General features: G+C 39.9%; 11 protein-coding genes. 4 read left to right on the forward strand and 7 right to left on the reverse strand.

All coding sequences use genetic code 11. The features are described 5' to 3' along the window. Window positions 1–70: 70 nt before the first annotated feature. Window positions 71–1,657: a sodium/proton antiporter NhaB gene (gene nhaB / locus L2737_RS11475; RefSeq protein ID WP_248955783.1), complete on the reverse strand. Its 1,587-nt coding sequence runs from the start codon at window positions 1,655–1,657 to the stop codon at window positions 71–73. A gap of 446 nt (window positions 1,658–2,103) precedes the next feature. On the opposite strand from nhaB, the gene fadR reads away from it, so the two are divergent. Then, window positions 2,104–2,835, forward strand: a complete 732-nt coding sequence (gene fadR / locus L2737_RS11480) for a fatty acid metabolism transcriptional regulator FadR (RefSeq protein ID WP_102526276.1) — start codon at window positions 2,104–2,106, stop codon at window positions 2,833–2,835. Window positions 2,836–2,931: 96 nt separating this feature from the next. Here the strand turns inward: fadR and L2737_RS11485 are convergent, their stop codons facing one another. From L2737_RS11485 to sodB, 4 genes are all read right to left on the reverse strand, one after another. After that, window positions 2,932–4,494, reverse strand: a complete 1,563-nt coding sequence (locus tag L2737_RS11485; protein WP_248955784.1) for a SpoVR family protein — start codon at window positions 4,492–4,494, stop codon at window positions 2,932–2,934. A 10-nt stretch (window positions 4,495–4,504) separates the two neighbouring features. Further along, complete coding sequence (locus L2737_RS11490) at window positions 4,505–5,776, reverse strand: YeaH/YhbH family protein (protein ID WP_102526238.1); 1,272 nt, start codon at window positions 5,774–5,776, stop codon at window positions 4,505–4,507. A gap of 65 nt (window positions 5,777–5,841) precedes the next feature. Then, window positions 5,842–7,776: a PrkA family serine protein kinase gene (locus tag L2737_RS11495; RefSeq protein WP_248955785.1), complete on the reverse strand. Its 1,935-nt coding sequence runs from the start codon at window positions 7,774–7,776 to the stop codon at window positions 5,842–5,844. A 332-nt stretch (window positions 7,777–8,108) separates the two neighbouring features. Continuing rightward, window positions 8,109–8,693, reverse strand: coding sequence for a superoxide dismutase [Fe] (gene sodB / locus L2737_RS11500; protein ID WP_102526236.1), 585 nt, complete (start codon window positions 8,691–8,693; stop codon window positions 8,109–8,111). Between the two features lie 235 nt (window positions 8,694–8,928). Between sodB and L2737_RS11505 the strand changes: the two genes are divergently transcribed. Continuing rightward, window positions 8,929–9,270 carry a Grx4 family monothiol glutaredoxin gene (locus L2737_RS11505; protein ID WP_102526235.1) on the forward strand — a complete coding sequence of 114 codons (342 nt, stop codon included), beginning with the start codon at window positions 8,929–8,931 and terminating at the stop codon, window positions 9,268–9,270. 128 nt (window positions 9,271–9,398) lie between these two features. Here the strand turns inward: L2737_RS11505 and L2737_RS11510 are convergent, their stop codons facing one another. Beyond that, window positions 9,399–10,634: a uracil-xanthine permease family protein gene (locus tag L2737_RS11510; protein ID WP_102526234.1), complete on the reverse strand. Its 1,236-nt coding sequence runs from the start codon at window positions 10,632–10,634 to the stop codon at window positions 9,399–9,401. A gap of 207 nt (window positions 10,635–10,841) precedes the next feature. Between L2737_RS11510 and L2737_RS11515 the strand changes: the two genes are divergently transcribed. Further along, complete coding sequence (locus tag L2737_RS11515) at window positions 10,842–11,936, forward strand: DUF2066 domain-containing protein (RefSeq protein ID WP_248955786.1); 1,095 nt, start codon at window positions 10,842–10,844, stop codon at window positions 11,934–11,936. A gap of 143 nt (window positions 11,937–12,079) precedes the next feature. Next, window positions 12,080–12,790, forward strand: coding sequence for a DnaA inactivator Hda (gene hda / locus L2737_RS11520; protein WP_102526232.1), 711 nt, complete (start codon window positions 12,080–12,082; stop codon window positions 12,788–12,790). Window positions 12,791–12,876: 86 nt separating this feature from the next. Here hda and L2737_RS11525 read toward each other — a convergent pair whose 3' ends face one another. After that, entirely contained in the window at window positions 12,877–14,877 is a 2,001-nt protein-coding gene (locus tag L2737_RS11525; protein WP_248955787.1) for a PKD domain-containing protein, read from the reverse strand. Window positions 14,878–14,923: the final 46 nt, after the last annotated feature.

The raw sequence follows: 14,923 nt of genomic DNA on the forward strand, positions 1-14,923 counted from the left end.
CGATTTATGACGATAAAAAAACACCCTCGAATGAGGGTGTTTTCTAAAGCAACGTTAAATCATATCAGTATTAATGTCCAACAGAGCTGCCAAGAACTTCTTTTGCAGAGTGATGGATAATAATTTGATTATCGTAGAAGTACTGGGTTGATTCCGTTAAGAACCCAGATTCAATCATAACAATACCAACGATAGACAATACGATTGTGTATGGTAACGCCATCCATACCATACGACCGTATGACAGTCTTACTAACGGTGCTAGAGCAGATGTTAATAAGAACAAGAATGCAGCCTGGCCGTTTGGCGTTGCAACAGATGGTAGGTTAGTACCTGTGTTAATGGCAACCGCAAGTAAATCAAACTGATCACGAGTAATTTGGCCATTAATCAGCGCAGCTTTTACTTCGTTAATATAGACCGTGCCAACGAATACGTTATCACTCACCATAGACAGTAAGCCGTTTGCGATATAGAAGATCACTAACTGTGCATTACCTTCAAAGCTCAGTGCCCATTGAATCACAGGCGCAAACAAATGTTGGTCAATAATGACGCCGACAACAGCAAAGAATACAGCTAGTAAGGCGGTAAACGGTAGAGCTTCTTCGAAGGCTTTACCTAGCTGATGTTCATCAGTAACCCCATTAAAAGCAGTGGTTAGAATGATGACAGATAAACCAATTAAACCAACTGATGCTAAATGGAATGCAAGACCGATAACTAACCAAACGCCGACAAGTGCTTGAACCAGCAGTTTCATCTTGTCTGCTTTGGTACGGTTTTTATCTTCGTAATCGGAGTAATCGCTTAAAATTTTATGCACGGCATCAGGTAGCTGGGCACCGTAACTGAACCATTTAAACTTTTCGACGATAAAACATGTGGTGATACCGGCAAAAAATACAGGGATTGTCACAGGCGACATACGAATAAAGAATTCACTAAACTGCCAGTGTGCTTGCGCTGCAATGATCAAGTTTTGTGGCTCACCGACCATCGTACACACACCGCCTAATGCAGTACCAACACCGGCATGCATTAATAAGTTACGTAAGAAACCACGAAAAGCTTCTAGCTCTTCGTCATTCAATTGTTCGCGAGTTTCAGAGGTATGGTCATGATCGCTGCTAAAGTCTTTACCTGAAGCGACTTTGTGGTATATCGAGTAAAAGCCAATAGCGACAGCGATAATAACTGCAATAACCGTTAGTGCATCTAAGAAAGCGGATAAAAATGCAGACGAGATACAAAACATCAACGAAACAACAATTTTAGAGCGCACCTTTGTGATCATTTTAGTGAACACAAACAGGAGTAATTGCTTCATGAAGTAAATACCGGCGACCATAAAGATCAGTAGTAGTAATACTTCTAGATTTGCTTCAATTTCATGTAAGACTTGTGCAGGCGAAGTCATGCCGATAATGACAGCTTGTATCGCTAACAGGCCACCAGGTTGAAGTGGGTAACACTTTAACGCCATTGCGAGCGTAAAAATAAATTCAATGACAAGTACCCATCCTGCGATGAATGGACTGACAAAGAAAAATAAAAGTGGATTGATTACAAGAAACGATAATATTGCATATTTGTACCATCTTGGGGAATTGCCCAAGAAGTTACTAAATAATGCAGCACCAGGGGTTGACGGCATAATAGCCTCTCCAGTTGTGAATTTGATAAGTGAACTTTTGAGGAAGGAATCTGACAGACAAATCGTAGCCGAAATGAGAGTTTGTAAGATAAAACCGATTCGACAGTGCTTAAACTATGTTGTTTATTAGCTACTTATCATCAGTTTAATCAAGTTGATACAATTATTTCTTAGCGCTTATTATTTGTATTTTCAAAATTCGTTAGTTGTGCCACTAACTTACATCCATTTTGTTTGGCGCGTAGTTTAGCGCAAACTTTTTATATTGTAATGCGATAAAACTTATCCTTCGACAAAAAGGTAACCAATATAACTATTGGCTCACAAAGTTTTTGCGACTTGTATAATTAATCGCCGTTGGCGCATCTAAATCGATTGTTTAACGACTCACAATGGTGTGAAATGACATGACCTCTGGTATGATCAGTTCATTGGGTAACCACGGGATGTTCAAGTTGACAATTATCAATGCAAAAGGTCCTGCAAGTTTTGCAGAGAAGTATATCGTTCGTTCGATATGGGAAAATAAGTTTCCACCAGGTTCAATTTTGCCTGCAGAACGCGAACTTTCAGAATTAATTGGTGTAACAAGAACCACGTTACGCGAAGTACTACAGCGTTTAGCTCGTGACGGTTGGTTGAAAATACAACACGGTAAACCAACTCAAGTTAATAACTTTTGGGAAACCTCAGGACTTAATATTCTTGAGACAATAGCGGATTTAAATCCAGATGGATTTCCGTTGCTTGTCGATCAGCTATTATCAGCAAGAGCAAATGTTAGCGCGATATATTTTCGCGGTGCGGTGCGCAATAACCCTGAAAAAGCACAAGAAGTATTAGCAAAAATACACCAACTAGAAGACAGTGCTGAAGCTTATGCTGAATATGATTATGAGCTGCACCATGCTTTGGCATTTTCGTCGGGAAATCCACTGTATGTCTTAATTCTTAATGGATTTAAAGGTTTATACAGCCGAGTAGGACGTTATTACTTCTCGAGTCAAGAAGCCCGTTCTATCGCATTAGATTTTTATAAAGCATTAGAGAAATTGGCGATTGATGGTAAGTACACTGATGTTCCTGCGTTAATGAAGACGAATGGTATTAATAGCGGCATTATGTGGCAAAAACTGCGTGATGATATGCCTGCAGAAATCGCACAAAATGATAAATAAATGCGATTAATATAGCCGTTACATCTTTGATATTGATATAAAAAACCAACCTGACGGTTGGTTTTTTTATGCTACAAACTTACGTAAGTACAACAACTACAGAGTGGTCATTTTTCCTTCTTCGTTAGGAGCAGGGCATTGGGCTAGTTTTACGATCTTTCCATTCGCATCAAGTTGCTCAAGGCTAACATCAAATCCCCATAGACGATGTAGATGCTTCAAGACTTGCTCATTACTTTCCCCTAAAGGGATCCGTTTATTAGGCACATAGCGTAATGTTAATGAACGGTCACCATTAATATCCACCCGTTGAACTTGGATGTTGGGCTCAAGATTAGAGAGATTATACTGTTGTGACAGTTTCTCGCGGATCAAATAATAGCCACGGTCGTCATGAATGGCAGATACCGACAATCTGTTACAGCTGTCGTCATCGAGAATACTGAATAATTTAAAGTCCCGAATAACTTTTGGTGACAGGTATTGGCTAATGAAACTTTCGTCTTTAAAGTTTTCCATGGCAAAGGTCACCGTGGTAAGCCAATCACTTCCTGCAATATCAGGAAACCACTTTTTATCTTCTTCAGTTGGGTTTTCACAAATGCGTCTAATATCGATAAACATATTAAAACCTAATGCATAAGGATTAATGCCACTGTAATAGGGACTGTTATAGGCTGGTTGCGCGACAACGCCGGTGTGGCTTTGTAAAAACTCTAACATAAACCTATCAGTCACGGTTCCTTCATCGAACATGTGATTGAGTATGGTGTAATGCCAGAATGTGGCCCAACCCTCATTCATCACTTGGGTTTGTTTCTGAGGGTAAAAATATTGCGCCATTTTTCTCACTATGCGGACGATTTCTCGCTGCCATGGCTCTAATAATGGCGCGTTTTTTTCGATGAAATATAAAATATTTTCTTGTGGCTCATCGGGGAAATTAATGCCTTCGTCTTGCTTGTGTTCATCAGGATTCTTAGGAACCGTACGCCATAAATCATTCACTTGGCTTTGTAAGTAACTTTCACGATCTTTTTGGCGCATCTTTTCTTCTTTAAATGACACTTCAGCAGGGCGCTTGTATCTATCAACGCCGTAGTTCATTAATGCATGACAAGAATCGAGAGTTAGTTCAACTTGCTCAACACCAAACCTTAACTCACATTCATGAATATAGTTCTTGGCGAAAACTAAATAGTCGATGATTGAACTGGCGTCAGTCCAAGTTTTAAAGAGGTAATTATTTTTAAAGAAGCTATTATGCCCAAAACTTGCGTGGGCCATCACTAACGCTTGCATTGTGATGGTGTTTTCTTCCATTAAATAGGCGATACATGGATCGGAGTTAATTACGATTTCATAGGCTAAACCCATTTGACCGCGACGATATCCTTGCTCGGTTTCAATGAAACGTTTACCGAAAGACCAATGTGTATAGCCGATAGGCATGCCGATCCCCGCATAAGCATCCATCATCTGCTCAGCTGTAATCACTTCGATTTGATTGGGGTAACTGTCTAGCTTATAAAAAGCTGCGACTTTTTCAATTTCTTCCATGTAGGTTTCAAGTAATGGAAAACTCCAATCAGGGCCGTCATCTAGTGGCATTTTTTTATTATCGTCAGCTTCGGTTGAATCAATATTTTCTGCTGTCATTGTGTTCTCCTTAGCTTGGCTGCTTTTTGAATAATTCACGGAACACGGGGTAGATATCATTAACCTCTTTAATATGTTGTACAGCGATATTGCCAAACTGCTCTTGTAAGGCTTCGTATTCTCGCCAAAGCGTTTGATGCGCGCGTCGGGTGATTTCGATATAACTGAAATAACGCGATACCGGTAAGATTTTATCCGCTAATAACTGTCTACACGCTGGGGAATCATCAGCCCAATTATCGCCATCAGATGCCTGTGCAGCATAGATATTCCACTCTTCGGCAGGGTAGCGTTCCTGTTGAATTTCATGCATTAAATTTAGTGCACTTGAAACAATGGTACCGCCTGTTTCTTGGGAGTAGAAAAACTCATGTTCGTCAACTTCTTTAGCTTGAGTATGATGACGAATATAAACCACTTCTAAATTCTTATAGGTTTGAGTTAAAAACAAATACAACAGAATGTAGAAACGTTTTGCCATATCTTTAGTGGCTTGATCCATCGAACCTGACACATCCATTAAACAAAACATCACGGCTTGGCTTGATGGCTTTTCACGTTTGGCAAAATTATTAAAACGTAAGTCAAAGCTATCTATAAAAGGCACACTGTCGATTTTTTTCTGTAAATCTTCTATTTGTTGTTTCAAATCCATGATGATTTCAGCTTGCGTACCAGGGGTATTTTCAAGCTCATTTAATGTGGATTTAAGCGCTTTCAGTTGCTTCTTTTTTCCGGCCGTCATGGCGATACGGCGGGCGTGAGACGAGCGAAGCGACCGAACAATATTAATGTTGGCGGGTACACCAACATTAGTAAAACCAGCACGATAGGTTTCAAATTCAACCATTTGCTTCGCATTTGTTTGCTGAAGATCTGGTAGGGCTAAGTCTTCAAATAATAATTCTAAGTATTCATCATTTGAAATTTCAAATAGAAATTCATCTTTGCCTTCACCAGAATTTGAAGCTTCACCTTCACCACTGCCATCACCAGCGCCGCCACCTTTAGGACGTTCAATTTGATCACCTTGATTAAATTGGTCGTTTCCAGGGTGAACACGCTCACGGATCCCACCTTGTCCTTGGTGAAAAATAGGCTCGCTGATATCCCGAGTGGGGATACTAATTTTTTCGCCTTTGTCGATGTCTGTAACACTTCGGCGGGTAACAGCGTCGCTTACTGACTTTTTAATTTGTTTTTTATAACGTTCAATAAAACGTTGTCTGTTAACCGTGCTTTTGCCCTTTGCATTGAGGCGTCTATCTATAAAATTTGCCATACACAACTCCTAATGGACTTTGACCTATACCGATTTATCGTAATACAGGTCAAAGTGAGCAAGATTTATGACGATTTACGCACTCTCAAGTACCATTCAGACAGTAACCTAACTTGCTTTTGGGTATAGCCTTTTTCCATCATTCGATTGATAAAGTCATCGTGTTTTCGCTGATCATCAGCAGATGTTTTAGCGTTAAATGAAATTACGGGTAGCAAGTCTTCGGTGTTGGAGAACATCTTCTTCTCGATCACAACGCGTAGTTTTTCGTAACTGGTCCATAATGGGTTGTTACCTTCATTATTGGCCCTAGCACGTAATACGAAGTTAACGATTTCATTACGGAAATCCTTGGGATTACTGATCCCCGCAGGTTTTTCAATTTTTTCAAGTTCTGCATTAAGTGCTGATCTATCAAATAATTGTCCTGTTTCAGGGTCACGGAATTCTTGATCTTGGATCCAGAAGTCTGCGTAGGTGACATATCTATCAAAGATATTTTGTCCGTATTCAGAGTAGGACTCTAAGTAAGCTGTTTGAATTTCTTTCCCGATAAATTCAACATATTTAGGGATGAGGTATCCTTTCAGGAATTCTAAATAGCGTTCACTCATTTCACTTGGAAATTGTTCTTGTTCAATTTGTTTTTCTAAGACATAGAATAAATGGACGGGGTTAGCAGCAATCTCTGTGTCATCAAAATTAAATACCCGCGATAAAATCTTAAACGCAAAACGAGTGGATAATCCTTGCATGCCTTCATCTACCCCAGCGTAATCTCGGTACTCTTGAAATGACTTAGCTTTGGGATCCGTGTCTTTCAGTGTTTCACCGTTATAAACACGCATTTTTGAATATATTGATGAATTTTCAGGTGCTTTTAAACGTGACAAGATACTAAACTGAGCAAGGGTTTCAAGGGTACCTGGTGCACAAGGCGCCGAAGACAGTTCAGAATTACTTAATAGCTTTTGATATATTTCAATTTCTTCTGATACACGTAAACAATAAGGCACTTTGACGATATACACTCGGTCTAAGAAAGCTTCATTGTTCTTATTATTTCTAAAGGTCGTCCACTCAGACTCATTCGAGTGGGCGAGGATCATGCCATTGTAAGGCAGTGCAGATAACCCTTCTGTGCCGTTGTAGTTGCCTTCTTGAGTTGCAGTTAATAGTGGATGAAGCACTTTAATCGGCGCTTTAAACATTTCCACAAACTCCATCACGCCCTGGTTTGCACGACATAACGCGCCAGAGTATGCATAAGCATCTGCGTCATCTTGTGAAAAATGCTCAAGTTGTCGTATATCGACTTTACCTACTAAAGCAGAAATATCTTGGTTGTTTTCATCACCTGGCTCGGTTTTCGCAATAGCTGTTTGATCTAAAATTGAGGGGTAGACTTTAACCACTTTGAATTTGCTTATATCACCACCAAATTTATGCAAACGCTTCACTGCCCATGGAGACATGATAGTTTTAATGTAGCGAGTGGGAATATTATATTCATTAGTTAATAGCTCACCGTCTTCATCTGCATCGAATAGGCACAGAGGACTATCATTTACAGGGCTACGGACGCCATTAGCAGTTAAGATGAAGATCGGTACTTTTTGCATCAATGATTTGAGTTTTTCAGCAAGCGAAGACTTACCACCACCTACAGGCCCAAGTAGATACAAGATCTGTTTCGATTCCTCTAAGCCTTGTGCTGAATGTTTGAGATAAGACACAATTTGCTCAATTGATTCTTCCATACCGTAAAAGTCTTTAAAGCTAGGGTAGTGGGTAATAAGACGATTTGAGAAAATACGACTCAACACCGGATCTTTCGAAGTGTCGATGGTTTCAGATTCACCGATGGCCAGTAGCATTCTTTCAGCTGCAGACACATATGCACTTCTATCTTCTTTACAGATTTCGAGAAATTGCTGTAATGAATATTCTTCATCTAGCTTTTGTTCATAACGTTGTTGGTAATGTTCGAATATGCCCATAAGAAACCCCTTGAAACTTAGCTGAAAGAAAGTGATTGATAGCGCATTTTTAATGACTAAAACTGAAAATAATTTCCATCATTTCTTGTGTGTAAAAACCATTTACTAGGTTAAGTCTAGGTCAGAGATTTGATATTTGCGAGGTGGGATAAATAAAAACTTCAATAAAAACAAAGATAAACAGTTGCATTTGCAACTGTTGCAAAAGTGGAGTTATAAATAAACGGATATTGCGAACAATTTTGAGAGTTAGAAGCTATCCCAATTTGAGTAATAAAAAAGGAGCCATAAGGCTCCTTTTGTCTCATCTCTTTTGTACCTAAATAGGTAGATTAACCAGCGAAGTTCGCGTTAACGAAATCCCAGTTAACTAATTCCCAGAACGCTGCCATGTAGTTAGGACGAACGTTACGGTAATCAATGTAATAAGCGTGTTCCCAAACATCAACAGTTAACAATGAAGTCACTGATTCGTCAGTTAAAGGAGTTGCTGCATTGCTTGTGTTCACGATTGAAACTGAACCGTCAGCATTTTTTACTAACCAAGTCCAAGCGCTACCAAAGTTGTTAACTGCAGAATCAGTGAACTTAGCTTTGAATTCTTCAAAAGAGCCGAATGCTGCATTGATTGCATCAGCAATGGCACCAGTAGGCGCGCCGCCAGCGTTTGGTGCTAGACAGTTCCAGTAAAAAGTGTGGTTCCAGATTTGAGCTGCGTTGTTGAACATGCCGCCAGTTGAAGTTTTAACAACTTCTTCTAATGTTTTGTTCGCAAATTCAGTACCTTCAACAAGACCATTAAGCTTAACAACGTAAGTGTTGTGATGCTTACCGTAGTGATATTCGATAGTCTCTTCAGAAATGTGTGGTGCTAGTGCGTTCTTAGCATATGGTAATGCTGGTAATTCGAAAGCCATTATTATCTCTCCATGGACATAGGTTATCGTTTTTATGAGTACCACTTAGGCATCATTGCTCTGCCGACATTGTACTTAAAATTTTTGTGATGTGAATCATTGTTTGATGAATAATGTCGATAGACGCAATCTAAAAAAGCTATTTTTATTATAACCCTACAAACTGTGGGATTTTGTTATTGCCCTAGCTCTTGTACAATGGGTGTAGATTATTAAGTTGCACTTAGGAATTACAATGGAAACAGTAGACAAGATCAAACAGCAAATCAGTGAAAACCCAATCATCGTATACATGAAAGGGTCACCAAAGTTACCAAGCTGTGGTTTTTCATCGCAAGTTGCACAAGTCATGATTAACTGTGGTGAGCAGTTTGCATTTGTTGATATTTTACAGCATCCAGATATTCGTGCTGAATTACCAAAATTTGCTAATTGGCCAACTTTCCCACAATTGTGGGTTGAAGGTGAGCTAATTGGCGGTTGTGACATCATCACTGAAATGTACCAAAAAGGTGAATTACAACCAATTATCAAAGAAACTGCTGATAAGTTTCGTACAGAAGAAGACGCTGAATAAGCCCTTTTTTATCGCCAATGATGAATAGCAACAGAGCCTGATGCTAATACGATTAAAGCGTATTAAAAAGCCCTAACAATTCGTTAGGGCTTTTTTATTGTGTAGAATATTTTTAATTGGATAAATAATTAATGAGCACTTTCCTCAGTGTCTTTAATTGTCTTTGGCAGAATAAGATTCATTAAAATAGCCACTAACCCACATAAACTGATACCAGTTAAACTAAACTCACCAATACCGAACGCCATCCCGCCAATACCAAAGACTAATGTAACCCCAACAATACTTAAATTTCTTGGTTCATTTAAATCGACTTGATTACGGATAAGAGCATTAAGACCTACGGCTGCTATAGAGCCAAACAGTAAGCACATAATGCCACCCATTACAGGTAGGGGAATGGTTTGCATTAACGCGCCTAACTTGCCAATGAAGGCTAGCGTAATGGCTGTTATTGCAGTCCATGTCATTATCCGAGGATCGAAGCTTTTAGTAAGCGTGACAGCGCCAGTAACTTCAGAATATGTCGTATTAGGTGGGCCGCCAAAAGCTGATGCGGCCATTGTGGCTATCCCATCACCTGTTAAGGTGCGGTGTAATCCTGGCTTTTTAAGATAATCTTTACCGGTAACATTGGAAATGGCGAGAAGGTCGCCGATGTGCTCAACTGCTGGCGCAATCGCGACAGGGATCATAAATAATATGGCTTGCCAATGAAATTCAGGTGCAACAAAGTTTGGCACTGCTAACCATGGCGCTTGGTTAACTGCTGTAAAATCAACAATACCGAACGCCATACTAAGGCCATAGCCAACGAGTATCCCAGCCAGAATCGGCATGACTTTTAAAATGCCTTTTGCAAAAACAGCAATTGCTACAGTGGTCGATAAAGACATAAGTGCAATAAAGAGCGCGATATTTTGATCGACTAAAACGGCGCTGCCGTCCCCAGTTTTACCCAGTGCCATATTAACTGCCATGGGAGCGAGTCCTAGACCAATAATGATGATGACGGGGCCAACGACTACTGGCGGCAGTAATTTATGGATAAAGCCACTGCCGTTAATTTTAACTAACGCACCCAAAATGACATAAACAAAGCCTGCGACCATTAATCCGCCCATCGTGGCGGGTATTCCCCAAGTTTGAACCCCGTACATTATGGGGGCAATGAAAGCAAAGGATGAAGCCAAAAAAATGGGCACTTGTCTTTTAGTGATAACTTGAAATAACAGTGTGCCAATACCTGCAGTAAACAATGCCACGCTGGTATCTAAACCACTCAGTAAAGGCATCAATACTAATGCACCAAATGCGACAAATAACATTTGCGCACCTTGCAATGGGATGAATAAACGTTTCATGTGTAGATAATTTTCCATTCAGGTATAAATTAAGCTGTAAGATAGGCCAATAATCGTTAAATGTCTGTAATGTAAATCAAGTTTAAGTCTAGATTTAGCATTATTAGTGGCAAATCTTGCTTGAAAATTGGTTAGGCAATGTAATTTTAGAAGCAAAATTAATATGCTACACTTCGATCACTTTCATCTATTGCTGCTTATTTTCTTATGCTAAAAATATTTTTACAAATCATTGTTATGAGTGCGCTATTCAATTTTTATAGCCCTAAAGCGATTTCTGCAGAAATCGGTCTTTTAGATGAGGCTGATATTGTTGTCACGTCAAGAGCACGCTCTGAGCGACAAGCTGCGTTGAAGACTGCTTTGTCTGCGGTATTTGTAAAAAACTCGGGTCTGCCATCTGTATTAGAACACCCGTTGGTTAAAGCGCAAATCAATAAGCCTGAAGTACTGCTTACTCAATACGGTTACAGTGAAGTTGATAATGAACTGATATTGAAAGCTAACTTCGATCATAAACGAATTATTTCTACGCTACGTCAAGCTGAACTCCCAGTTTGGGGGCGTCAACGTCCTCTAACTTTATTGTGGCTATCAATTGAAGATGAAGGTGAACGCAATATTTTATCTGATGCCTCAGAGCTCGATACGCGTTCACAGATTGATTTAGATTCAAGCAACAAAGGTATTCCTGTTATTTTGCCAATAATGGATTTAGATGATGTGATGAAAATAAGCGTATCTGATGTACGAGGCATGTTTACTGACGTGGTTGCAGAAGCATCTACTCGTTACCGCGCTGATTACTTTGCTGTTGCTGACATGGATAAAGTGGGCGGTTTTGTACGTTTTCAAGTGTCACTATTTGATAAAAGTAATAAAGGTGGATTAATGCAACCTTTGATTCATCAACAAGCTGAAGTGTTGGATTATCAACAAGCTACCGATCAGATTTTAAGCACCTTGGCTGAATACTTTGTGAGCCAATATGCTTTTGCGGACAGTGGCAATAGCGCAGAAACCTTGCTGTCTCTATCAGGTTTACAGAGCATGGCTCAATTAGTTGAAATTGAAGCTTACTTAAATCAGTTGAGTGCGATTAAAACAGTCAGTTTAAGTCAGTTTAAAGCTAATACGGTAACCTATAAACTTGAGTTATTTGGTGATGCTGACGATTTACAAAAACTTTTGAACATCAACAAGCGTTTAACTGAAAATACTTTTGTCGAACCTGTTATTGAACAAGAACCAACGGAAGTTTCAGCAGAACAGGTTACCACGCTGTACTACCAGTGGCATTAGTCGCTAGTTTTCTAGCCAATAGAGACGTGATCACGATCTAACTGATCACAGTTGAATGAGTTAGGCTAGTTAAACAACAGCAGACACTAAAACGATTGTGTTATACTAACTGTCGCTTGTTTACATTATTAGAGAATTTTTGAGTGACCCAAAACTCACCAAAACAATTATCATTACCCGTATACTTACCTGACGATGAGACTTTTCAAAGTTATTACCCAGCCATGGGTAACGATGAGTTGATTCAAAAGCTTCAAGCTGCTGCAGAAGGTAGCTTAGCGTCAAGTTTATACTTATTTGGCCCTGAAAAATCTGGCCGAACGCATTTAATGCATGCTGCTTGTGCTCATGCCAATGATCTCGATCGTCGTACCTTATATATTCCCCTAGGGATCCATGCCAGCATTTCTCCTGCTCTTTTTGAAGGTGTTGAGTCACTACAATTAATTTGTATTGATGATATTGATGCTATTGCTGGTCATCCTATTTGGGAAGAAGCATTGTTTCATCTATATAACAGAGTGACTGAACAAGAAGATTGTCGTCTTATTGTCAGTGGTAGTTCGTCGCCAACGGAAGCGGGTTTTGCCTTACCTGATTTAATCTCTCGTATGCAGTGGGGGTTAATTTATCAGCTACAACCTATGGCGGATGAAGAAAAGTTAGTGGCTCTGCAGCGAAGAGCTGCAATGCGTGGTTTACAATTATCTGATGAAGTAGGGCGCTTTTTATTAACTCGAATGGCACGTGATTTACGCACATTGTTTGATGTGCTTGATAAACTGGATAAAGCATCAATGGTCCACCAAAGAAAGTTAACGATTCCTTTTATTAAAGAGATGTTGAGATTGTAAATCGTTCTTTTTGAATTTTGTCAGTTAAATAAAAAGCCACCTTATCGGTGGCTTTTATGATCTCATGTACCTGACGAGTATCTCGCTTATCGTTTAGGGATTGGCATATCTCTGTGTTCACGACCTATTAGAACAGGGCGTCTTTCAACGCTTGTCTCTGAGCTACTTAAACTACTGACTTTAGACAGTGATTGAGCAATGCTAGGACTAATGTCAATATTTTCAAACCAATCTCGACCAGGCGTCATATTAATAGGTTCAGGTAAACCATTTAATAAAGTCTTACCGTCTATTTCTGGCATGATTTCATCAATGACGAATGCAGCTCTATCGAGTAACTCAGCAGAGCCCACACGACCTCGCTGCCCCCAGTCAACTATAAGATTAGTTGGATCGGTAACAGCTACGTCGCGTTGTATTTGATAACGATGACTCATAAATGACTCTTCAAATAACATGGCAGCATCTTCACGAGTAGAAGAGTAGGCATAAAAATCATTCGCATGATCAGATAAGAAAAAGCTGGTGACATCATCCGGCATATAGGCTTTTTGTGTCTCATTCGCTGTTTCACCTAAAAAGCTAACACCAGCTAAACCAAACATTTCACTACTGGTTAGCGGATCTACATTTTGAAGTTGATCAGAAATAAGGCCATTGCTGTCTGTACGACGGTAAAAGTCGTCTATTAATGTTGGCCCAGTTAACGTGCTATGAATCGAGCGCGGGAAAAAGTCATTTGCATGGGCTAATTCATGATAAAGCAAGCTGGCTAAACTAGGAGTGATATCTGCCAAGGTTCTTGTTGTTCTTTCTGTTTTTGCAATACGGCCATAGGCATAATCGTTATCTTTTACATAGCGCCATGGCATGATGAACTGTAAATCATTACCGAAGTCACTGCGATAATCTGGCGCTTCATTGATGCTGTCTCGCTGCTCTGGCGTGAACCACAAGTATTCAGGATCGAGATAAATAGCACCCGTCGCGACCCAGTAAAAAGAAGGTCTCACATCGTAGCTGATGACAACTGCCGTGACAGATTGCAGTAGCTTAATAAAGTCGCTATTGGGATCTGATTGCTTTAGGAAGGTTTCAAAATTCTCTCCCATCCAGTCATGAGATACCACAACACGCTCCATCACAGATTCAATATTCTCTGAATTTGAGACTTGGCCAATTAATGGTAAATCAGCAATATCACAAGTTTGGTTAAGTTGGTTTGAATATACGCAATCTGAAGCATTAGCAGAATAAACAGAAGCAGAATTATAGGAATAGGTTCGTGCAATGGGTTGATCAAAGTAAGGTGATGTGATTGCAGATTCATTGGTGACTAACACAAACACTTCATCGGAAAGTGTTTCTCCAGCAAACTGGCCTGTGGCCTTTAAACCGATGACACTGTCTGAACTCACTGATGGGGCGGTAAATAAGGGGCGTTCAGGATCGGTTAAATCTAATTCAACGGCTTGGTTAGAAAAGTAACACCACTCTATATCATCAACAGTTTGCTCATTGATACGAGCTACCCTGAGGCTGACGCCATTACCTTGGACAACTTGGTGGTCACTGTTGATATTTAATTGGTTAATTGCACTGCCTGCTGTAATTGAGACAGTTTCGCTGAGGTCTATTTGTGGGCCTGACACATTAACAGTAAAACTGTAGTTGCCATAACTCGGAATAATAAATGATAAAACAGGGCTATTTTCTGAACTCAGCGAGACGTCAGGGCCTGATGTTTGTTGCCATTGATAGGTAAGACCTGCTGAATCGCGATTGTTAATATTTGCAATGACTGTGGCAGATTGCCCCGCAGAATAACTTTGCTCAATATTAAAGTTTAAATCAGACGCTGTGTCGACTATTGTCAGGCCAGAACTTGAGTCACAAGTATTAATTGGCAAAGCATTATCTGGTGTAGTTTGACCATCACTGGACGAGTCACTTGAGCTGCCGCCACAGGCACTTAACATTACAGTTGCAATCACTAAACTGCTCATTGCAAATGTTTTTGTGACCCCTCGATAATTTTTTTGAATCGCGGCCTCAGCTGAAATACGCTTGTTAAACAAAGTCTTCATACACAATCTCCGTTGCTTAGCACTACACTCAATCAAATGACTGACA

Origin of the sequence: Shewanella electrodiphila (assembly GCF_023283985.1) — a bacterium.
GTDB classification, from domain to species: Bacteria; Pseudomonadota; Gammaproteobacteria; order Enterobacterales; family Shewanellaceae; genus Shewanella; species Shewanella electrodiphila.

Bases quoted from the DNA above. Each gene is read 5' to 3' on its own strand.
- nhaB (WP_248955783.1), bottom strand. From the start codon at position 1,657: ATGCCGTCAACCCCTGGTGCTGCATTATTTAGTAACTTCTTGGGCAAT.
- fadR (WP_102526276.1), top strand. From the start codon at position 2,104: ATGTTCAAGTTGACAATTATCAATGCAAAAGGTCCTGCAAGTTTTGCA.
- L2737_RS11485 (WP_248955784.1), bottom strand. From the start codon at position 4,494: ATGACAGCAGAAAATATTGATTCAACCGAAGCTGACGATAATAAAAAA.
- L2737_RS11490 (WP_102526238.1), bottom strand. From the start codon at position 5,776: ATGGCAAATTTTATAGATAGACGCCTCAATGCAAAGGGCAAAAGCACG.
- L2737_RS11495 (WP_248955785.1), bottom strand. From the start codon at position 7,776: ATGGGCATATTCGAACATTACCAACAACGTTATGAACAAAAGCTAGAT.
- sodB (WP_102526236.1), bottom strand. From the start codon at position 8,693: ATGGCTTTCGAATTACCAGCATTACCATATGCTAAGAACGCACTAGCA.
- L2737_RS11505 (WP_102526235.1), top strand. From the start codon at position 8,929: ATGGAAACAGTAGACAAGATCAAACAGCAAATCAGTGAAAACCCAATC.
- L2737_RS11510 (WP_102526234.1), bottom strand. From the start codon at position 10,634: ATGAAACGTTTATTCATCCCATTGCAAGGTGCGCAAATGTTATTTGTC.
- L2737_RS11515 (WP_248955786.1), top strand. From the start codon at position 10,842: ATGCTAAAAATATTTTTACAAATCATTGTTATGAGTGCGCTATTCAAT.
- L2737_RS11525 (WP_248955787.1), bottom strand. From the start codon at position 14,877: ATGAAGACTTTGTTTAACAAGCGTATTTCAGCTGAGGCCGCGATTCAA.